This is a genomic window from Staphylococcus americanisciuri (assembly GCF_024814435.1).
Taxonomy (GTDB): Bacteria; Bacillota; Bacilli; order Staphylococcales; family Staphylococcaceae; genus Staphylococcus; species Staphylococcus americanisciuri.
Map to the genome: position 1 here is coordinate 160,419 of NZ_JANUXY010000004.1, position 22,591 is coordinate 183,009.

Here is a 22,591-nt window from a genome sequence, read left to right on the forward strand (position 1 = left end):
TGTGTCCATTAATCCTGACGTGAATAAAGTAAAAGAATGGATTTTAACAGAAATCGATAAGCAGCAGTTAAAGCCAGGAGAATCATTGCCAAGTCTGTTGTCTATGGCGCGTGCATGTGACGTTAAAACAGATGATGTACAAGGTGCCATCCACGAATTAGTGACAGAGCAAATTGTGAGTGAGAACTTTGAAGAAGGTGTGCGTGTCAAACAATCGCAACCTTTCTTCTATCCGCTTGATGAGCTCATGAGTGTTGGACAGATGATTACGGATAAAGGCTATCGTGAAGGAACAGTATTTTTAAGTTTAGATGAAGAAGTAGCATCATGTGACGATTGTCGAGTGATGAATCTTCCAGAAGGTGCGATTATTACTGTTATTGAGCGAATTCGTACCGCAGATGATCAACCGGTAGTATATTGTTTAGACAAAGTATCAGAGAATGTGTTGCAATATTTCTGCACACATAACCAACAGACTTCCATACTTAAAGCGATTGAAAAAGAGACGCAGCAGACGATCACATATGCGGAAACAGAGATAGAGACAGTTAGCTATGAGCCCTATATTTCAGAGGCATTAGATGCGGACCCGCATGAAGGTTTAATGCTGTTAAGACAAGTGCACTATACAACAGAAGGTAGACCAGTGTTATATTCACTGAATTATTTCAAAGGTAGCCTTGTCAAGTTTCGCACGGTAAGGAAGCGTTTATAAGATTAAAAATAAAAGGAGAGAGGTATATGGATTTGCATTCAAATGTACCGATTCATGTGATGCCGACTGATAAATTTAAAACAACAACGATTGCCTTTAAATTTATGGCACCACTTGATATCGAAACGATGACGGCACGATCATTACTCAGCAAAATGCTTGTACGAGTAACGGAGAAATATCCAACTGATAAAGCATTCAACCAGCATTTATCGTATTTATATGGTGCTTATTTGAATAGTAATGTATCAAAATTTAAGGATTGCCACGTGATCACGATAAGTTTAGAAATCGTGAACGAACGATATTTACCAGATGAATTGTCACTTGTTGATGAGGGGATTCAATTGTTGAAAGAAGTCATTCTAAATCCACTTGTACAAAATCAGCAGTTTGATGAAACTTTCTTAGAACAAGAAAAGCGTTTATTGCAAAACAAACTTATTGCGATTGAAGATAATAAAACACAACTATCCTATTTACAATTACTAAAATATATGTTTGGTGATCAACCATATCGATACCCGGCAGTTGGGCAGCTTGAGCAATTGGAACATATTACAGCACAAAGTTTATATCATACATATCAAAATATGCTCAGTCATGATAATTGTTCTATCTATGTCGTTGGGAATGTTGATAAGGATTATATCAGTGCCAAACTAGCAGATACATTTAACGTGCAATCATTTACATATCGTCCGTCACAAGATAATTATCCAATTAATCCCCAACAAGCTGTGAATGAAGTTGTTGAAACAGCAGATGTTGATCAGACGAAATTAAATATGGGTTTTCGCTTTCCAACACAGTATGGTGCTACTGATTATCCTGCGTTGATTGTCTTTAACATGATGTTTGGGGCTGATCCATCTTCTGTTCTGTTTAGTGAAGTGCGTGAAAAGCAAAGTTTGGCATATTCTATTCATTCACAAATTGATGGCAAAAATGGCTATCTTTTTGTATTAAGTGGTGTGTCTAGTGACGCTTATGAAGCTGCTAAAAATACGATCATTGCTGCGTTCGAGCAGTTCAAAATAGGGAACTTTACTGATGAAAAAATGGCATTAGCTAAAAAGATTATTTTATCGCATCGCAAAGAACTGAAGGATCGCCCAAAACAAATGATTGAATTAATGCACAATCAAATTTTGATAGAAGATCCACAGTCTGAAGCTGATTTTATTGCGGGGATTGAAGCGGTGACAAAAGCAGATATTCAAGCATTATGTCAACACGCACAACTGGATACTATTTATATTATGACAAAGGCGGTGAATGAAGATGCATAAAACATATTATCAACAAATTGATGAAACAGTTTATCAAGCACAGCTAGACAATGGTCTAACGCTCTTTGTGATACCTAAACCAGGCTTTCAAAAAACATTCGTCACATACACAACGCAGTTTGGTTCTCTTGATTCACGTTTTAAGCCGCATCAATCAGATGATTTTGTCACAGTTCCAGATGGTGTTGCCCACTTTTTAGAACACAAGTTGTTTGAAAAGGAGGAGGGTGACTTATTTACCGAGTTTGCAGAACATGACGCACAAGTCAATGCGTTTACAAGTTTTGACCGTACAAGTTATCTGTTTAGTGCAACTGATTATATTGATGACAATATTTTACGTCTATTAAAAATGGTGGAGTCTCCATACTTTTCAGAAGCATCTGTTGAAAAGGAAAAAGGGATTATCGCAGAAGAAATCAAAATGTATCAAGAACAACCTGGCTATCGATTGATGTTCAATACATTGCGTGGTTTATACCATCAACATCCTGTGAAAGTGGATATTGCAGGTAGCGTTGAGAGTATCTATGAGATTACGAAAGATGACTTATACTTATGTTATGAGACTTTCTACCATCCATCTAATATGGTGTTGTATGTTGTTGGTGATGTTGATCCCCAACATATATATGAACTTGTTAAGTCTCACGAAGATGCACGGCATATTGTAGCACAGCCTGAGATTGTAAGAGATCCATTACATGAACCATATGAGATTGTAGAAGCTGAAGTTCGTGAAGCCTTACCTGTAAAATCGCCGCGATTAATGTTAGGTTTTAAAAATCGTCAGCAAAATGTTTCGAATCGCCAACGTGTTCAAGAAGATATTGAAATGTCATTTTTCTTTGAATTGGTTTTGGGCGAAGAGACTGAATTTTATCAATCATTGCTCAATCAACATTTAATTGATACAACGTTTAGCTATCAATCAGTCATTGAATCGAGTTACAGCTTTTCAGTCATTACTTCGACGACAGATAAACCTGATGAACTGAAGAAGGCATTGTTATCAGAATTGAAAGCTTGTGTTGGACAACTGAAAGACCAAGAAGCGTTTGAGTTATTGAAACGTCAATTTATTGGTGAATATATTTCAAGTTTAAACTCACCAGAATATATAGCAAATCAAGCGACGAAGTATCATTTTGAGGGAATTATGTTATTCGACTTGTTGACAATTATGGATGAGATTAACTTGACGTCGGTAAATGAAACGGTGCGTCAACGTTTAGACTTATCACAAGTAGTGGATAGTCGCTTGGAGTTGAAGACGTCATGAAAGCACTTGTTGTAGGTGGTTCAGGGACGATAGGTCGTGCTATTGTGCATGACCTTCTTTCGCGTGGTTATGAAGTGATTTTGACTTATCATAGTGCGTCTCTTGAGCAACTAGAAGCACTATATGAAGGACAACCGGTACAAATGTTTCAGCTGGATGTATCACAAACCATCGATTTCGACCAATTAACATTTATTCAAAATCTTGATGCATTTATCTACGTTAGTGGTAAGAGTTTATTTGGTATGTTACAAGATATGACGGATAGTCAAATAGACGAAACTTATCGTATTAATGTCTATAATTTAATCAAGCTGAGTCAATATTTCGTTGATCAACTCATATTACGTCCGCATGGCCGCATTGTTGTGATTTCGTCCATTTGGGGAGAAACAGGCGCAAGCTTTGAGACAATCTATTCTACAATGAAAGCAGCACAACTTGGCTTTGTGAAGGCATTGAGCAAAGAGCTAGCAATGACGAATGTAACAGTGAATGGGATTGCTCCCGGGGCGGTGTCAGGTGCAATGAGTGATCAGTTGAATGATGAAGATATGGCAATGTTATTAGAAACATTGCCACAAAATCGACTTGTGCAACCTGAAGAAGTAGCGCATGTGGTGGCGCACTTGCTGTCTCCTTTATCACAAAGTATTACAGGTACCGTACAACGTATTAATGGTGGCTGGTATGTATAATTGATATAATACGAACAAAGAGTTAGCGCTTTAAGGGGTGAGCACATATGTCAATGATTGAAAAAAAAGAATGGTATTTGGAGTATGATATTAATACGAATCGGGCTGGATTGCTAGGGGATGTGTCTAGCTTGCTCGGTATGATGGGCATTAACATTGGGTCGATTAATGGGATTAAGACGTCTACACGTGCTTTTATTATTAAATCAGATAGTGAAGAAAAGGTGCAGCGTTTTGAGACACTGCTGAAAGAAATAGATGATATTTCTTTGCGCGTTTTAAGACCACCAGAACTGAAGGATCGTTTAGCAGTTAGACATGGACGCTATTTGAAACAGGATAAGCACGATAAGAAGGTGTTTCGTTTTGAACGAGATGATCTCGGCTTACTTGTTGATTTTATGGCTGAATTATTTAAAGAAGAGGGTCATAAACTTATAGGCATTCGTGGTATGCCAAGGGTTGGTAAAACTGAATCAATCGTTGCAGGAAGTGTTTCAGCACATAAACGCTGGTTGTTTATCAGTTCTACATTGATAAAACAAACAGTCCGCAGTTCTTTGATTAAAGGCGAATACGATAAAGACCATGTGTACATTATAGATGGTGCTGTGACTGCTCGAGAATCAAATATGAAGCATCAAGAATTAGTAAGAGAGGTTATGACACTCCCATCAGTCAAAGTGGTCGAGCATCCAGATTTATTTGTAGAAGCAAGTGATTATGAAATAGATGATTTTGACTATATTATTGAACTGCGCGCAGAAGAACATCAAGAAATTAGCTATGATGAGATGAAGCAAAAAACGGTGCGTAGTAAAAATAATTTAGATTTTGGTGCTGACCCATTTGGAGGCTTTGGCGATGGGTTTGGTGGATTTTAACTAGGAGGTTAATCTATTGAAATTACTCGGTGAAACTTTGCAAAATAAAAGAGAGCGCTTAGGAATGACATTATCTGAATTAGAAGAAAGAACACATATTCAGCGCGAAACATTAATGGCGATTGAGCGTAATCAATTTGAACAACTGAACCAGCCATCTTATGCTATTGGTTTTATTCGTAAATATGCACAGGCGGTCAACCTTGATAGTACACACTTAATTGAGAAGCATCGAGAAGAATTGCCAGCGACCAACCAATTTGTGTCTAAAGCGCTTGAACAGTTAGCAACGTCAGAACATGCTTTGGCATATCATAAAGGAAGTAATGAGGTAAAGCAGATTTCTATTGTTATTGCTGGTTTAGTAGGAATCACAGCATTTTTTTGGGCTGTAGTAAGTCTTGTGTTATAATAAGTCGGTATAAAAAGAAAGTTGAAATGAGGATGAACAATGAATATACCTAACCAAATCACACTTTTTCGTGTGATATTAATTCCTCTTTTTATGTTATTTGCACTTGTTGACTTCGGAATGGGACAAGTTGCAATTTTAGGAGGACAAGCGGTACGTATTGAGTTTTTAATCAGTGGGTTAATTTTTATTATTGCCTCAATTAGTGACTTTGTTGATGGCTATTTAGCACGTAAATGGCAACTGGTGACGAACATGGGGAAATTCTTGGATCCACTTGCTGACAAGTTACTTGTCTCTGCAGCTTTGATTGTGTTAGTGGAACTTGGGTTGACGAACTCAGTGGTCGCAATCATTATTATTGCACGTGAATTTGCAGTAACTGGCTTGCGTTTGTTACAAATTGAACAAGGTTTTGTCAGTGCAGCGGGACAACTAGGAAAAATCAAAACAGCTGTTACAATGGTGGCACTTGTGTTGATTTTATTAGGGGAACCGTTTAGTCAGTGGATAGGATTTTCACTAGGTCAAGTGTTATTATATATCGGTGTGTTCTTTACAATATTGTCCGGTATTGAGTACTTTTATAAAGGTCGTGACGTCTTTTTACAAGACCATCAATAGGGAATGGGACATTAATAGAAACATTCGATTTAAGTTTGAGATTTCATGTAGAAGGCAGTAGCTGACTGGCGTGAAAAGACACATTTATAAGTTTTTTACCCCTACTCAGCCTTGCGAGGATAGGACAATGGAATCTTTTTAGAAAAATGAGGTTCCTATCCCACTTCCATAATTTGAAGAAGCGATACTTAAAAATCTTTTGGAAGCAAGATTTTCGAGTATCGTTTTTTGTGTGGAGACATATTTCCGATTTTTATATTGGTTTTGCAATTCATTAGTAGGGTATAATGTATAAGCATTCTAGTAGAGCGATGTGTTAATTGATAGGGGGAGGAATAAACGATGCAAGTATGTATTATCGCTGTCGGTTCAGAATTGTTACTCGGGCAAATTGCTAATACGAATGCACAGTATCTCTCACGTGTGTTCAATGAAGCAGGTCATCATGTCTTGGAACATGTAGTGGTAGGCGACAATCCAGAACGTCTAGCACGTGTGACGAAACGTGCGTTAAAGCAATATGACGCGCTTATTTTTACAGGGGGATTAGGACCTACAAAAGATGATTTGACGAAACAAACCGTTGCACAAGTGATGGGCAAAGAGCTTGTTATGGATACAGCGGCACTATCATATATAGAATCATACTTTAAAGCTCAAGATAAAGTGATGACACCTAATAATCGTCAGCAAGCATTAGTTATTGAAGGCGCACATGTTTTGGCAAACCATGTAGGAATGGCACCTGGTATGTATGCAGTCTATCAAGATACACATGTCGTGATGTTGCCTGGTCCACCAAGCGAAATGCGTCCAATGGTGGATAATGAATTGATGCCACTTTTTGCACAGTCTAATGAAACTATTTTTTCTGAAGTCTTACGTTTTTGTGGAATTGGTGAGTCACAGGTAGAAACAGAATTGATGGACTTGATTGAGGCACAAACAAATCCTACGATTGCACCTTTAGCAGGAAAACATGAAGTGACGATTCGTTTAACGGCGAGTGGTAAGAATATTGAGAAGTGCCAGAGCCTTATTGCCCCGATAAAAGCACAAATACTTGAACGACTTGGCTATTTCTACTATGGATCAGATGAAATGACACCGGAAGCGGCTGTTATGACGCAACAACAAGCAAGCGTTGCAGTATACGATGCTGTTACAGATGGTTTATTACATGCTCGGTTAAAAGCTGCAGACCGACACCATGTATTGAAAGGGTATATGCTGCATCATGAGTCATTTATACAACAGGCGGCTACAGTTGAAGAAAATTTACAGTTGTCAGCAATGTTTGTACAATCACTATACGAAACTGAACAAGCTATCAGTCTGTTAGTTCAAAATCAAACGGTATATATTGGTTTATTAAATGGTGATGATTTTAGTATCAGAAGCTTTAAAATGCCATCACAACGCAATTTATTGAGAGATCGCAGTCAAAATTATGTGTGTATTGAATGGCTTAACTGGCTAAATGAAGGTGTTAAAAAATAAAATGAAAGCACGTTTGTTCGTAAAAGTGTATTCATAACAACGAATAAGCGAACAAATATTCGCTAAAATGCTTGTGTTTTTTAGCAGAACCTTGTATAGTATAAGTTGATCAATAGAAGTAGCAAATACATTAGATGATATCGTGTGAATAAATAGATACAATCAAGATAATGGATAATCTTAGGAGGTACAATCATTGGATAATGAACGTCAAAAAGCATTAGATACAGTAATCAAAAATATGGAAAAGTCTTTCGGCAAAGGTGCTGTTATGAAACTGGGCGATAACAAAGATCGCAATGTGTCAACTATCTCAACAGGTTCGGTGACATTAGACAATGCGTTAGGTGTAGGTGGCTATCCGAAAGGGCGAATTATAGAAGTTTATGGGCCTGAAAGTTCAGGTAAAACAACGGTAACTTTACATGCGATTGCTGAAGTTCAAAAGAATGGTGGTGTCGCTGCATTTATAGATGCCGAACACGCATTGGATCCAGTTTATGCTGAAGCATTGGGTGTAGATATCAATAACTTATATATTTCTCAACCAGATCATGGTGAACAAGGTCTGGAGATTGCTGAAGCTTTTGTGCGTAGTGGTGCTGTAGATATCGTAGTTGTTGACTCGGTTGCTGCTTTAACACCAAAAGCTGAGATTGAAGGAGAGATGGGTGATACACACGTAGGTTTACAAGCCCGTTTGATGTCGCAAGCATTGCGTAAGCTTTCTGCTGCGATTTCAAAATCTAAAACAACTGCCATTTTCATTAACCAGATTCGTGAAAAAGTTGGTGTGATGTTTGGAAATCCTGAAACAACACCAGGTGGTCGTGCATTGAAATTCTATAGTTCTGTACGTTTAGAGGTACGTCGCGCTGAACAATTGAAGCAAGGTCAAGATATAGTTGGTAACCGTACAAAGATTAAGGTTGTAAAAAATAAAGTTGCACCACCGTTTAAGGTAGCAGAAGTAGATATCATGTACGGTCAAGGTATTTCACGTCAAGGTGAATTAATTGATTTAGGCGTCGAGCATGACATTGTAAACAAATCTGGTGCTTGGTATTCATATAACGGTGAACGCATGGGACAAGGTAAAGAGAATGTTAAGCTGTTTTTGAAGGAAAATCCACAGATTGAAGCAGAAATCGATCGCAAATTACGTGAAAAACTCGGTATTGCTGATGAGAAGGTAGCAGATAGTGAAGATACACCAGATGAGCCAGATACATTATTTGATGCTTAATTAACGATGATATAATACTTGAAAGGAACGGCGTTAAGCTGTTCCTTTTTTAAGCGCTCAGAGAATGTAAATTTCAGCGTTTTTATTGCTATTTTCAGCTTAAAATAGCATAATCTGTAAGACGTTTTCTCAATACTTAATACCAAAATTAAAGATATAGAAAATACATATGTGATTCATGACACAAGTCTTGATTTTTCTGACTTCAAAACGTACAATTAAACATGTATGATTTTTAGTTACATTCATATGATCATATTGATTTGTTAATATACAGAATCAAATCCTAGAAAAGGAGGTGTTTGTGTGAATTTATTAACCCTCTTACTCATTTTGCTGGGTATTATTCTAGGAGTTGTTGCGGGGTATTTTATTGCTCAGAATTTAATATATCGACAGCAAGTACAAGCTAAAAGTACTGCTAAAGATATTGTTAATCAAGCGAATAAAGACGCCGAAAATCTAAAAAAAGAAAAGTTACTTGAAGCTAAAGAAGAAAACCAAAGAATTCGTGAGCAAGCGGAAAGCGAGCTCAGAGAACGTCGTGGTGAACTTCAGCGACAAGAATCCCGACTTCTTCAAAAAGAGGAAAACTTGGAGCGTAAATCTGATCTATTAGATAAAAAAGATGAGATTTTAGAGCAAAAAGAATCTAAACTTGAAGAAAGACAACAACAAGTAGATGCAAAAGAGAGTAGTGTTCAATCAATAATAATGAAGCATGAACAAGAATTAGAACGCATCTCCGGTCTCACTCAAGAAGAAGCACGTAATGAACAACTGGAACGTGTTGAAAATGAATTATCACAGGATATTGCAGTACTTGTTAAGGAAAAAGAACGTGAAGCGAAAGAAAAAGTTAACCAAACTGCAAAAGAATTGCTAGCAACTACGGTTCAAAGATTTGCAGCGGAACATACATCGGAATCTACAGTATCAGTTGTTAACTTGCCTAATGATGAAATGAAAGGGCGTATTATTGGTCGTGAAGGACGTAATATACGCACACTCGAGACGTTGACGGGTATCGATCTTATTATTGATGATACGCCTGAAGCAGTCATCTTGTCAGGATTTGATCCTATCCGCCGAGAGATTGCGAAAACCGCATTAATCAACTTGGTCTCTGACGGTCGCATTCATCCAGGACGAATTGAAGATATGGTTGACAAAGCACGACGTGAAGTAGATGAAATTATTCGCGAAGCAGGGGAGCAAGCGACGTTTGAGCTGAACGTACACAATATGCATCCTGATTTAGTGAAAATATTAGGACGTATGCACTATCGTACAAGCTATGGTCAAAACGTACTGAAACATTCTATTGAAGTTGCGCATTTATCAGGTATGCTTGCAGCTGAATTAAATGAAGATGTTACGATTGCGAAACGTGCGGGGTTATTACATGATATTGGTAAAGCGATTGACCATGAAGTGGAAGGCAGTCATGTTGAAATTGGTGTGGAACTCGCCAAGAAATATGGAGAATCACCAACTGTAATCAATGCGATTCATTCACATCATGGTGATGTAGAACCGACGTCTATTATTTCAATTCTTGTCGCAGCCGCCGATGCATTGTCAGCAGCACGCCCAGGTGCACGTAAAGAAACATTAGAAAACTATATCAAGCGCTTAGAACGATTAGAAGCCATCTCGGAAAATTATGATGGTGTTGAAAAAGCATTTGCGATTCAAGCAGGTCGTGAAATTCGTGTGATAGTATCACCAGAAGCCATCGATGATTTACAATCACATCGCTTGGCAAGAGACATTAAAGATCAGATTGAAGGAGAACTTCAATATCCAGGTCATATTAAAGTGACAGTTGTTCGTGAGACGAGAGCAGTCGAATATGCAAAATAAAAAAAGCAACCTCAATAATGGGGTTGTTTTTTTATGCCTTCTCAAACATTCAAGTGAATATTTGAATGATGGAAAGAAATATGGTATCTTATATTCAAGTAAATACTTGAATATAAGAAGGTGATGATATGGCTCAAAACCCGATGGGATGCGATACATTTATGATCGATGAAGCCCATGTACGTGAAGCGAAGGAAACACTTGCACAAACAAATATTGACAGTGTCAGTTTGATGTTTAAAAGTATTGCCGATATCAATCGTGCGAAGATAACTTACTTGCTGTGTGTACATGATGAATTATGCGTTTGTGATTTAGCGGAAATATTACATTTGACAGTTGCAAATACATCGCATCATCTACGTCTTCTATACAAAAATGGTGTCGTTACATATCGCAAGGAAGGGAAGCGTGCGTTTTACCGTATTTATGATGAGCATATTCGTCAAATTATGATGATTTCAATTGAACATAAGGAAGAAGTGATGCGTGATGACCAATAAACAAACGACTTACCGTATTGAAGGCTTGTCTTGTGCGAACTGTGCGGCAAAATTTGAGCGTAATGTTGCGGCGCTTCCATCAGTCACATCAGCAACAGTGAATTTTGGTGCATCCAAAATATATGTAACGGGGACACCCTCACTCAAAGAAATAGAAGCCGCTGGTGCGTTTGAAAATCTTACAATTTATGATGATCAAATGCCGAATGGTCAGCAGTCCAACCAAGATAAAGGTTTTGAAAACCAAACAGCATTAGAAAAAATGAAACAATTTCTTGTGAAGAATCAGGCTTTATGGTTTTCAACATTATTGATTGTGTTTGGCTATCTGTCTGAATGGCTATATGGTTCAAATACCATTTTGACCCCGTTATTATTTATAAGTGCTGTTTTGATTAGTGGCACAACATTACTTAAAGAAGGTATTAGAAACTTAGTTCATTTAGAATTTGATATGCATACATTAATGACTATTGCGGTAATAGGTGGTGTGCTCATTGGACAATGGGGAGAGGTCGCAGTCGTTGTAATTCTCTTCGCATTGAGTGAAGCATTAGAGGCGTTTTCGATGCGTAAGGCGCGTGATGCGATGGCGTCGCTCATGACCATTGCGCCTGATAAAGCGACAGTTATTCGTGAAGGTAAGCATATGGAGCTACCTGTAGAAGAAATAAACGAAGGCGATATTTTATTCGTTAAAGCAGGACAAAAAATTGCATTAGACGGTATTGTATGTTCTGGACATGCGAGTGTTAACCAAGCTGCCATAACAGGTGAGTCGATTCCGGTCGATAAAGTCGTTGGCAGTGAGGTGTTTGCAGGAACCTTGAATCATGATGGGGTATTAGAGATTGAAGTGACCAAAACAAAAGACGATACAACTATTGCCAAAGTGATTGAGATGGTAGAAGCGGCACAACTCAATAAGGCACCAGCACAAGCTTTTATCGAACGGTTTGCACGTTATTACACACCACTTATTATGGGGATTGCAGCCGCTGTGGCGGTATTGCCTCCTTTATTGACAGGGGCTGATTGGTATGATTGGATTTATCAAGGGTTGTCAGTGCTTGTAGTAGGTTGTCCATGTGCGTTAATTATTTCAACACCGATTTCAATCGTTTCAAGCATTAGTAGTGCTGCCCAAAATGGTGTACTGATAAAAGGTGGCATTCATTTAGAACAGTTGAGTAAAATTAAAACGATAGCTTTTGACAAAACGGGTACATTGACGATGGGTGAACCAACTGTTGTGGATATGATCACTTTGTCATCACGGCAAGAGAATGATACATTATTATCGCATGTTGCTGCACTCGAATATACAACACAACATCCACTGGCGCGTGCGATTGTCAAAGATGTTGAATCAAAAGGCATACAACGTGATGAATCAGCAACAAATATTCAAACTTTAACAGGACAAGGTATTCAAGGTGAATTTGGCACGCATACAATCACAATCGGTCAACCACATCTGTTTGATTCAGAGTTAACACCTGAGATTCGACAATTAATAGAGACACAACAGCAACAAGGACGTACAGTGGTGTTGGTAATGGAAGATGACACGTTACGTCTATTAATTGCATTGCAAGATAAAGTACGCCCACAATCTAAAAGGGTGATTGCACAATTAGCGAAACTCGGTGTAACATCACGGGTAATGTTGACGGGGGATAATACTTATACAGCGAATACAATAGGCAAAGAAGTGGGCATTACAGATGTTTATGCGAACTTAATGCCTCAAGATAAACTGACACATATCGAACAACTTTCATCAATACAGCCCGTTGCAATGGTTGGCGATGGTATCAATGATGCGCCTGCATTGGCTCGTGCAGATGTCGGAATTGCGATGGGCGGCGCGAGCACAGATACAGCGCTTGAAACAGCAGATGTGGCATTGTTGAGCGATGACATGTCAAAATTACCATATGCGATGCGTTTGAGTCGTCTTACAATGCGTACAATTAAATGGAACATTGCGATTGCACTTGGATTGAAAATTATCGCATTATTATTAGTTATTCCAGGTTGGCTTACATTGTGGATTGCCATTATGTCTGATATGGGTGCAACCATTTTAGTGACTTTGAATGCGATGCGTTTATTATACGTTAAAGATGCAATGTAGCATTGACAACAATTATCAGCACGTTAAAATAAACAAGTGAGTAGAAGTAGTTGATGATTAAGGCATGAACAATGTCACGATTGAAGGGGCTGAGCCCTTAATAGAAAAGAGAAAAATGTTGTGCAGGGCAGTTGACTAGAGGTGGGGACATCATCATTTTGTGTAAGAGGTAAGCAATAAACGCTGTGCGACCTCTAGCGCTCTTCAATTAAAAAAGAAAAGTTGCTGAGCCTTGCACTTAAAACACAATATTCAAATGCTGAGTGCTTAATGGAATTAGTGATGACTGTGGCTTATCTTGCCTGTGTCGATAATAGAGAGGACGTATAATATGAGGATTTTATTTATAGGAGATATTGTGGGGAAGATAGGGCGACAGGCGATTGCTGAACACTTATTGAACCTCAAACAACACTATCGCCCTACAGTAACTATTGTGAATGCAGAAAATGCAGCACATGGTAAGGGGATAACAGAAAAAATCTATAAGGAACTTTTACGTGAAGGTGTTGACTTTATGACGATGGGCAACCATACGTATGGTCAACGTCAAATATATGATTTTATAGATGATGCGACGCGTATGATCAGACCTGCGAACTTTCCTGATGAAGCACCAGGTATAGGTATGCGCATTATTCAGCTAAATGATAAAAAGCTAGCAGTCATTAATTTACAAGGTCGAGCGTTTATGCAAGATATTGATGATCCTTTCAAAAAGGCAGATCAGCTTATCGCAGAAGCTCGAACAGAAACAGACTATATATTCGTTGATTTTCATGCTGAAACAACGTCAGAAAAAAATGCGATGGGCTGGTATTTAGATGGTCGTGTAGGTGCAGTTGTCGGCACACACACACACATTCAAACGTCAGATGAGCGCATTTTATCCAAAGGAACAGCCTATATTACAGATGTTGGTATGACTGGCTATTACGATGGTATACTTGGTATTAATCGTGATGAAGTGATTGAACGTTTTATTACGAGTTTGCCACAAAGACATGTTGTACCTGATGAAGGACGTAGTGTTTTATCAGGAGTGTTTGTAGAGTTGCGACCAGACGGTACTGCAAAGCATATTGAACGTATTTTAATTAATGAGGATCATCCAGCAAAATTTTATTAACTGTGCGTATCGTCCATTAGTATGATTTTTTATAAAACCCACTATTTAGTTGCGCATATAGTGGGTTATTTTGATATGATAAATAATGAAGTTAAACGTGTAGGAGGCTAATTGAATGAAATCTCAAATATCGTGGAAAGTGGGCGGACAGCAAGGTGAAGGGATTGAATCTACCGGCGAAATCTTTGCGACAGCTATGAATCGTAAAGGCTATTATTTGTACGGCTATCGTCACTTTTCTAGCCGCATTAAAGGCGGACATACGAACAACAAAATTCGGGTGTCAACAACACCTGTACATGCGATTAGTGATGATTTAGATATATTAGTAGCATTTGATCAAGAAACGATTGAATTAAATCACCAAGAAATGCGAGAAGATAGCGTGATTTTAGCTGATAGCAAAGCAAAGCCTGAAAAGCCAGAAGATTGTAAGGCACAGTTAATTGTAATGCCGTTTACAGCGGTGGCCAAGGAATTGGGCACAACGTTGATGAAAAACATGGTAGCAATTGGTGCGACTGCGGCATTGATGTCATTAGATAAGACACCATTTGAAGATTTGATTACCAATATGTTTGAGAAAAAAGGTGACAAAGTTGTTGACTTAAACATTCAAGCATTACACGAAGGTTACCGCTTAATGCAGGATGAACTTTCAAATATTAAGGGTGACTTTGATTTGGTGGAAAGTGATAGTGTGCCGCATCTATATATGATTGGGAATGATGCGATTGGTCTGGGCGCGATTGCAGGTGGCTCACGTTTTATGGCTGCTTATCCAATTACACCAGCATCTGAAATTATGGAATATATGATTGAACATTTACCAGAAGTTGGTGGTGCTGTGATTCAAACTGAAGATGAAATCGCTGCAGCCACAATGGCTATCGGTGCAAATTATGGTGGTGTTAGAGCATTCACAGCCTCTGCAGGTCCAGGATTATCGTTAATGATGGAAGCAATTGGTTTGTCGGGTATGACTGAAACGCCACTAGTGATTATGAATACACAACGTGGGGGGCCATCGACGGGATTACCAACGAAGCAAGAACAATCGGACTTAATGCAAATGATTTATGGTACACATGGCGATATTCCTAAGATTGTTTTAGCACCAACAGATGCAGAAGATGCCTTTTACCTTGCAGTAGAAGCTTTCAACTTAGCTGAAATATATCAATGCCCTGTTATTTTATTGAGTGACTTACAATTGTCACTTGGAAAACAAACGGTGAAACAATTAGATTATAGTAAGATTGAGATCAATCGTGGCGCAACCATTTTAGAAGAGATTGTGCGTGATCCTGAAGACAAAGATTATTACAGACGTTATGCCGTAACTGAATCAGGTATATCGCCTAGACCGATTCCAGGCGTCAAAGGTGGTATTCATCATGTGACGGGTGTAGAACATAATGAACAAGGGAAACCGAGTGAAGCTGCACAAAATCGTCAAGATCAAATGGATAAACGCATGCGCAAAATAGAGAATTTACACATTGAGAAACCTGTTGAAGGTACGTTGAAGCATGAGCAGGCAGATATTTTATACCTTGGCTTTATTTCGACAAAAGGTGCTATTCAAGAAGGTACTGACCGTTTGGAAGCAGAGGGGCACAAAGTCGAACATTTACAAATTCGTCAATTGCATCCATTTCCAACTGATATCATCCAAGAAGCAGTGGATCGTGCACATAAAGTAGTTGTCGTTGAACATAACTATCAAGGGCAACTAGCAAATATCATTAAAATGAATGTGAATTTAGGCGATAAATTAGTGAATCAAACAAAATATGACGGTACACCATTTTTACCGTATGAGATTGAGAAGAAAGGTATCGACCTTTTAAATTCACAAAAGGAGAGACTCTAAGTGGCAACTTTTAAAGATTTTAGAAATAATGTCAAACCTAACTGGTGTCCAGGATGCGGTGACTTTTCAGTTCAAGCAGCGATTCAAAAAGCAGCAGCTAATGTTGGTTTAGAACCGGATGAAGTGGCATTGATTACCGGAATCGGTTGTTCTGGACGTCTTTCAGGATATGTCAATTCATATGGCGTTCACTCTATTCATGGACGTGCATTACCATTGGCACAAGGGGTTAAAATGGCGAATCGTGATTTGACTGTGATTGCTTCTGGTGGTGACGGTGATGGTTATGCGATAGGTATGGGTCATACAATCCATGCATTACGCCGAAACATGAACATTACGTATATTGTTATGGATAACCAAATTTACGGTCTGACGAAAGGACAAACATCACCTTCATCGGCACCTGGATTCGTGACGAAAACAACACCAAAAGGGAACATCGAACAAAACGTTGCACCGCTTGAATTGGCGTTGTCTTCAGGCGCAACGTTTGTCGCACAAGGTTTTTCAAGCGATATTAAAGCATTGACAAAAATGATAGAAGATGCGATTAACCACGACGGCTTCTCATTTGTGAATGTGTTCTCACCTTGTGTCACATACAATAAAATTAATACGTATGATTGGTTTAAAGAACACCTTACTGATTTGAGCGACATTGAAGATTACGATACTTCTGATAAACAACGTGCTATTCAAACAGTTGTTGAACATAATTCTTTGGTTAAAGGTATCGTTTACCAAGATACAGAAACACCATCATATGAATCACAAATCGAATCGTTTGGTGAAACACCATTAGCCTATCAAGATATTAAGTTAACACCGTCGCAATTTGAATCATTAACAAAACAATTTGTATAGAACAGACAAACAGAGCTGGAGTCCCTTTGGAGTAGGAGGGCTTCAGCTTTATTTATAGAAAAATTTGGTGTTTATAATAACTGTGGAAATAGGTCATAAAACATGTGTTGGACAGTGTTGAGATTTATGCCAAGCGTGTGAAGTATAAAGTGAAAAAGGCATGAATGGGGAAGACATTTCGCTATCTTTTGTTAAATGATTTTGGTTGTGTATGTGATAAAAATGATATTGAAATGCAAAGGTATGACAAATTGCACTTTGTGTTTTTTTCTAATATAATGAAGAGATGATATAAGGCAGAAAGGGTTTTGCATGTGAATGAAGAACAAAGAAAAGCTGGAACGTTAGATGTGCTGGCGAATCGTAAAGATAAAGCGGAAGAAAAAGATTATAGTAAATACTTCGACCACGTTTATCAACCGCCGAGTCTGAAGGAAGCGAAAAAGCGTGGTAAGGAAGAAACAGTGTATAATCGTGACTTCCAAATCGATGAAAAATATCGCGGTATGGGTAAAGGGCGTACGTTCCTAATCAAAACGTATGGTTGTCAGATGAATGCGCATGATACAGAAGTCATGGCAGGGATTTTGACAGCGCTGGGCTACACTCCGACGGAAGATGTTAATGTTGCAGATGTTATTTTATTGAATACGTGTGCGATTCGTGAAAACGCGGAAAACAAAGTATTCGGTGAAATTGGTAACTTGAAGCATATCAAACAAGAGCGTCCAGATTGTTTAATCGGCGTGTGTGGTTGTATGTCACAAGAAGAATCAGTTGTAAATAAAATTTTGAAATCGTACCAAAATGTCGATATGATTTTTGGAACGCATAACATTCACCGTTTACCACAAATTTTGGAGGAAGCATACCTTTCTAAAGCAATGGTCGTTGAAGTATGGTCTAAAGAAGGCGATGTGATTGAGAACTTGCCGAAAGTCCGTGAAGGTCGCATCAAAGCATGGGTGAACATTATGTATGGCTGTGACAAGTTCTGCACATACTGTATCGTACCATTTACGCGTGGGAAAGAACGTAGTCGTCGTCCGCAAGATATTATCGATGAAGTGCGCGACTTAGCACGTCAAGGCTATCAAGAGATTACGTTGCTCGGTCAGAATGTTAACTCATACGGGAAAGATTTAGACGATATCGAATACGGTCTTGGCGATTTATTAGAAGATATTGCGAAGATTGACATTCCACGTGTGCGTTTTACTACGAGCCATCCATGGGACTTCACAGACCGCATGATTGAAGTGATTGCACAAGGTGGTAATATCATGCCACATATTCATTTACCGGTTCAATCAGGTAATGATCAAGTTCTTAAAATTATGGGACGTAAATATACGCGCGCAAGTTATTTAGATCTTGTGGATCGTATTAAAAAAGCGATACCTAATGTTGCACTGACAACGGATATTATCGTTGGTTATCCAAATGAAACGGAAGCACAATTTGAAGAGACGTTGTCATTATATGAAGAAGTTGGTTTTGAACATGCATATACGTATCTATACTCTCAACGTGATGGCACGCCAGCTGCGAAGATGAAAGACAATGTACCGATAGAAGTGAAAAAAGCACGTCTACAACGATTAAACCAATTGGTAGGTACATTCTCGGCAGCTGCGTTGAAAGCATATGATGGCAAGACAGTTAAAGTATTATGCGAAGGTGCGAGTAAGAAAGATGAGGAAGTGTTAGCGGGATACACAGAACGCAACAAGCTCGTTAACTTCCGTGCACCTAAATCTATGATTGGGAAAATTGTCGATGTTAAAATTGTTGAAGCGAAACAATATTCGTTAAACGGTGAATTTGTAGGCGTGAGTGATGCAACGTTGGTGAGTCAATAATGACAACCAAAGATGATGTATTGCAAAAGGCGCGCGAATTGCAACAAGCGATTCAAGGCTTAGAAGTAATCCGCTACTATCAACGCGTTGAACAACAAATTCATCAAAATGAGCATATTGCACAACATATGGCTAATTTGAAGCAACAACAAAAGCAATCCGTGAACTTTCAAAACTATCAAAAGCTTGTTGCTTATCAGCATTCTGAGGAGACTATACAAGCGATTCAAGACGAAATAGATGATTTTCCAATTGTTGCTGAGTTTCGTCAAGCACAGCATGAGGCAAATGATACGATTCAATACATTATTGAAACTTTATCAGAGGGTATTGCTATACCGCAGATAGAGATACCAAATAACGGAAATGCACTGCGCAACGATTTTTAGAAGTGCTCGGATTGATGACTCACAGGGTTACAACAGTGTGTTATGTAACATCAGAAACTGCTTAAAAGAAAAGGGGTTGGACAATGAATAATAAGAAGTTGACATTAACAGCGCTTTTCATTGCATTGAATGTCGTATTAAGTACGGTAGTTGTTATACCAATTGGTCCTATTAAGGTTGCACCTATACAACATTTTATGAATGTTTTGAGTGCTGTTTTACTCGGACCATGGTATGGACTCGCGCAAGCATTCTTGTCGTCTTCTATTCGTCTTTTATTAGGTACTGGCACGCCTTTTGCATTTCCAGGCAGTATGATTGGTGTCTTATTAGCAAGTTTCTTCTATTACGTTAATCGTCATTTATTTGTTACGGCGATTGGTGAAGTGATTGGAACAGGCATTATAGGTAGTTTAGTATGTATCCCACTAGCTTGGCTCTTACATATGGATGATTTTTTGATTAAACCATTGATGCTTGCATTTATTGTTTCAAGTATGGTAGGTGCCGGTGTGAGTTACGCATTGCTCATCGTGTTAAAAAAGCGTGGGCTGCTGACGAAGTTACAAAATTATACTAAGCATAAGTCAAAATGACAGATAGGCTAGGCGAATCGAAAGTTGCGTATCGTCTAGCCTTTATACATATATTTGAAGATAAAAATAGAGATTTAAAGGATTGTGATAATAAATGTCAAAAGTTACTCCGATGATGAAACAGTATCTCTCAATAAAGTCTCAACATCAAGATGCATTACTGTTTTTTAGATTAGGTGATTTTTATGAATTATTTTATGATGATGCTGTAACCGCTGCACGTGTGCTTGAGATTACTTTGACTAAGCGTGATGCTAAAAAAGCAATTCCGATGGCGGGAGTACCGTTTCATTCTGCTGACGGCTATATCGAAACATTAATACAGAATGGTTATAAAGTGGCAATTTGTGAACAAATGGAAGATCCTCGACAAGTCAAAGGAATGGTTAAACGTGAAGTCGTTCGTGTCGTTACGCCGGGTACAATGATGGATCAAGGCGGTATGGACGATTCGCAAAACAATTATATTTTAAGCTTTGTACATAATGACGACTATGCATTAAGTTATTGTGATATTTCTACGGGCGAATTAAAAGTCACACATTTTGAAGACGAAAGCACGTTGATCAATGAAGTGACGACGATAAAACCGAATGAAATCGTAGTTAGGGAGCCTTTATCAGATCAATTAAAACGTCAATTTAGTGTGATTACCGAGACGATTACGGTGCGTGAAGCAATATCTGATACGCAATATGACGTCAATTCATTGGAACATCCTTTGATGGCACAAGCCGTTCAAATATTGCTGGATTATATTTATGATACGCAAAAACGAGATATGTCACATATTGAATCAGCCGTGACGTATCGAGCACTTGATTATATGAAAATGGACTATTATGCAAAACGCAATCTCGAATTAACAGAGAGTATTCGTTTAAAATCCAAAAAAGGAACCTTATTATGGTTGATGGATAAGACAAAAACACCTATGGGCGCAAGACGTCTTAAGCAGTGGATTGATCGCCCGCTTATTCAAAAATCAGAAATTGTAAAACGCCACGAAGCAGTTACGCAATTTTTGAATTATTTTATAGAGAGAGACACGTTGAGAGAATACTTAACAGAAGTATATGATATTGAGCGTCTTGTTGGGCGTGTGAGTTTTGGTAATGTCAATGCCAAAGACCTTGTGCAGCTCAAACATTCCATTGCACAAATTCCAGCAATAAAAGCATTGCTTCAATCCATTGATCATGAAGCCATTACGCATTTTAATGCTTTAGAACCCTTAGAAGATTTGCTCTCTATTCTTGAACAAAGCTTAGTCAATGAACCGCCTTTATCAGTTAAAGAAGGAGGCTTGTTTAAAACAGGCTATAATGAAACGCTAGATCAATATTTAGATGCATCTCGAAATGGAAAACAATGGTTGGCAGAATTACAAGCTAGAGAACGTGAACGAACAGGCATCAAATCACTCAAAATTAGTTTTAACAAAGTATTTGGTTATTATATCGAGATTACACGTGCGAACTTAACTGATTTTGATCCTGTGGCATATGGTTATGAACGCAAACAAACGTTATCGAATGCTGAGCGATTTATTACAGATGAGTTGAAAGAAAAAGAAAGCATTATATTAGGGGCGCAAGATAAAGCCATCGAACTAGAGTACCAATTGTTCACAGAGTTGCGTCAATATGTCAAACAATTTACTGAACGCTTGCAACAACAAGCCAAAATTATTTCAGAACTCGATTGTTTACAAAGTTTTGCTGAAATTGCGCAACAATACAATTATGTACGCCCAGTCTTTAGTGAAGATAAAACGCTATCGTTAGTCGATGCGCGTCATCCGGTTGTTGAACGTGTGATAGATTATAATGATTACGTACCGAATGATTGTCAACTAGATGATGAGACTTATATTTATTTAATCACTGGGCCTAATATGTCAGGGAAATCAACGTATATGCGGCAAGTGGCTATTATAAGCATTATGGCGCAAATGGGGGCTTTTGTACCTTGTAAGTCTGCGCAGTTGCCAATTTTTGATCAGATTTTCACACGTATCGGTGCGGCGGATGATCTTGTATCTGGTAAAAGTACATTTATGGTTGAAATGTTAGAAGCACAAAAAGCACTGCGCTATGCGACTGCAGATAGTTTGATTATATTTGATGAGATTGGTCGTGGCACATCGACATATGATGGGTTGGCTTTAGCGCAAGCGATGATAGAGTATGTTGCGGAAACATCTCAAGCTAAGACGTTGTTCTCAACGCATTATCATGAGTTAACAGAATTAGATCAATCATTGCCGTGTTTGAAGAATGTTCACGTAGCAGCTAATGAATACAAAGGTGAACTTATATTTTTATACAAAGTTAAAGAGGGCGCCGTAGCAAATAGTTATGGGATTCAAGTTGCACAATTAGCAAACTTGCCAGAAGCTGTCATCGCACGTGCTAAAGTTATTCTTAAAGCGTTCGAATCACATGACAAGCCAACAGCAATAACAGCAACAAACTTAGAACAAGTGGATACTGAGCCAAAACAAGAAACTGAAATAGTGACATCAAAAGCGGAACATGCAACTAAGCCTGAACAGACGATGTTTGAGCAGTCAACTTTTGATTTATTTGGCTCAGTAGAACAAAGTGAGATTGAACAAGAGATTAAGCACTTAAATATCTCTCAAATGACGCCGTTAGATGCCCTTGTGAAATTAAGTGAACTGCAAAAACGATTGAATTAGAAG

Annotated in this window: 19 protein-coding genes; all 19 read left to right on the plus strand. The window is 38.4% G+C overall.

Features of this window, described 5'->3' with window-relative positions; translation table 11 throughout:
* Position 1: 1 nt before the first annotated feature.
* The 19 genes from NXS11_RS05275 (at position 2) to mutS (ending at position 22,588) form a co-directional block, all read left to right on the plus strand.
* Positions 2-718, plus strand: a complete 717-nt coding sequence (locus tag NXS11_RS05275) for a GntR family transcriptional regulator (RefSeq protein ID WP_259199596.1) — start codon at positions 2-4, stop codon at positions 716-718.
* Between the two features lie 26 nt (positions 719-744).
* Positions 745-2,010 carry an EF-P 5-aminopentanol modification-associated protein YfmF gene (gene yfmF, locus NXS11_RS05280; RefSeq protein ID WP_259199598.1) on the plus strand — a complete coding sequence of 422 codons (1,266 nt, stop codon included), beginning with the start codon at positions 745-747 and terminating at the stop codon, positions 2,008-2,010.
* Positions 2,003-3,292, plus strand: coding sequence for an EF-P 5-aminopentanol modification-associated protein YfmH (gene yfmH, locus NXS11_RS05285; RefSeq protein ID WP_259199599.1), 1,290 nt, complete (start codon positions 2,003-2,005; stop codon positions 3,290-3,292). The genes yfmF and yfmH overlap by 8 nt, the downstream gene beginning before the upstream one ends.
* Positions 3,289-3,990 (plus strand): elongation factor P 5-aminopentanone reductase, encoded by a 702-nt coding sequence (gene ymfI / locus NXS11_RS05290; RefSeq protein ID WP_259199600.1) that lies wholly within the window; start codon positions 3,289-3,291, stop codon positions 3,988-3,990. Before yfmH ends, ymfI begins: the two co-directional genes overlap by 4 nt.
* A 47-nt stretch (positions 3,991-4,037) precedes the next feature.
* Positions 4,038-4,874, plus strand: coding sequence for a YmfK family protein (locus tag NXS11_RS05295; RefSeq protein WP_259199601.1), 837 nt, complete (start codon positions 4,038-4,040; stop codon positions 4,872-4,874).
* Between the two features lie 16 nt (positions 4,875-4,890).
* Positions 4,891-5,286, plus strand: a complete 396-nt coding sequence (locus NXS11_RS05300; protein ID WP_259199602.1) for a helix-turn-helix domain-containing protein — start codon at positions 4,891-4,893, stop codon at positions 5,284-5,286.
* Positions 5,287-5,325: 39 nt separating this feature from the next.
* On the plus strand, positions 5,326-5,910 hold the full coding sequence (gene pgsA / locus NXS11_RS05305; RefSeq protein WP_259199603.1) for a CDP-diacylglycerol--glycerol-3-phosphate 3-phosphatidyltransferase: 585 nt from the start codon (positions 5,326-5,328) through the stop codon (positions 5,908-5,910).
* Positions 5,911-6,252: 342 nt separating this feature from the next.
* The gene (locus tag NXS11_RS05310; protein WP_259199604.1) at positions 6,253-7,410 is read left to right on the plus strand and encodes a CinA family nicotinamide mononucleotide deamidase-related protein; all 1,158 of its coding nucleotides are present in this window, start codon (positions 6,253-6,255) and stop codon (positions 7,408-7,410) included.
* Between the two features lie 196 nt (positions 7,411-7,606).
* Entirely contained in the window at positions 7,607-8,656 is a 1,050-nt protein-coding gene (gene recA, locus NXS11_RS05315) for a recombinase RecA (RefSeq protein ID WP_259199605.1), read from the plus strand.
* 306 nt (positions 8,657-8,962) lie between these two features.
* Positions 8,963-10,522, plus strand: a complete 1,560-nt coding sequence (gene rny / locus NXS11_RS05320) for a ribonuclease Y (RefSeq protein WP_259199606.1) — start codon at positions 8,963-8,965, stop codon at positions 10,520-10,522.
* 161 nt (positions 10,523-10,683) lie between these two features.
* The gene (locus NXS11_RS05325; RefSeq protein WP_259199715.1) at positions 10,684-11,025 is read left to right on the plus strand and encodes an ArsR/SmtB family transcription factor; all 342 of its coding nucleotides are present in this window, start codon (positions 10,684-10,686) and stop codon (positions 11,023-11,025) included.
* The gene (locus NXS11_RS05330) at positions 11,015-13,165 is read left to right on the plus strand and encodes a heavy metal translocating P-type ATPase (RefSeq protein ID WP_259199607.1); all 2,151 of its coding nucleotides are present in this window, start codon (positions 11,015-11,017) and stop codon (positions 13,163-13,165) included. The genes NXS11_RS05325 and NXS11_RS05330 overlap by 11 nt, the downstream gene beginning before the upstream one ends.
* A 331-nt stretch (positions 13,166-13,496) precedes the next feature.
* Entirely contained in the window at positions 13,497-14,294 is a 798-nt protein-coding gene (locus tag NXS11_RS05335) for a TIGR00282 family metallophosphoesterase (protein WP_259199608.1), read from the plus strand.
* 115 nt (positions 14,295-14,409) lie between these two features.
* Positions 14,410-16,170 (plus strand): 2-oxoacid:acceptor oxidoreductase subunit alpha, encoded by a 1,761-nt coding sequence (locus tag NXS11_RS05340; protein WP_259199609.1) that lies wholly within the window; start codon positions 14,410-14,412, stop codon positions 16,168-16,170.
* Entirely contained in the window at positions 16,171-17,037 is an 867-nt protein-coding gene (locus NXS11_RS05345) for a 2-oxoacid:ferredoxin oxidoreductase subunit beta (protein WP_259199610.1), read from the plus strand.
* Between the two features lie 314 nt (positions 17,038-17,351).
* Entirely contained in the window at positions 17,352-18,899 is a 1,548-nt protein-coding gene (miaB, locus tag NXS11_RS05350) for a tRNA (N6-isopentenyl adenosine(37)-C2)-methylthiotransferase MiaB (RefSeq protein WP_259199612.1), read from the plus strand.
* Positions 18,899-19,288: a YlbF family regulator gene (locus tag NXS11_RS05355; protein ID WP_259199613.1), complete on the plus strand. Its 390-nt coding sequence runs from the start codon at positions 18,899-18,901 to the stop codon at positions 19,286-19,288. Before miaB ends, NXS11_RS05355 begins: the two co-directional genes overlap by 1 nt.
* Positions 19,289-19,371: 83 nt before the next feature.
* The gene (gene thiW, locus NXS11_RS05360; protein WP_259199614.1) at positions 19,372-19,884 is read left to right on the plus strand and encodes an energy coupling factor transporter S component ThiW; all 513 of its coding nucleotides are present in this window, start codon (positions 19,372-19,374) and stop codon (positions 19,882-19,884) included.
* A gap of 94 nt (positions 19,885-19,978) precedes the next feature.
* Entirely contained in the window at positions 19,979-22,588 is a 2,610-nt protein-coding gene (mutS, locus tag NXS11_RS05365; protein WP_259199615.1) for a DNA mismatch repair protein MutS, read from the plus strand.
* Positions 22,589-22,591: the final 3 nt, after the last annotated feature.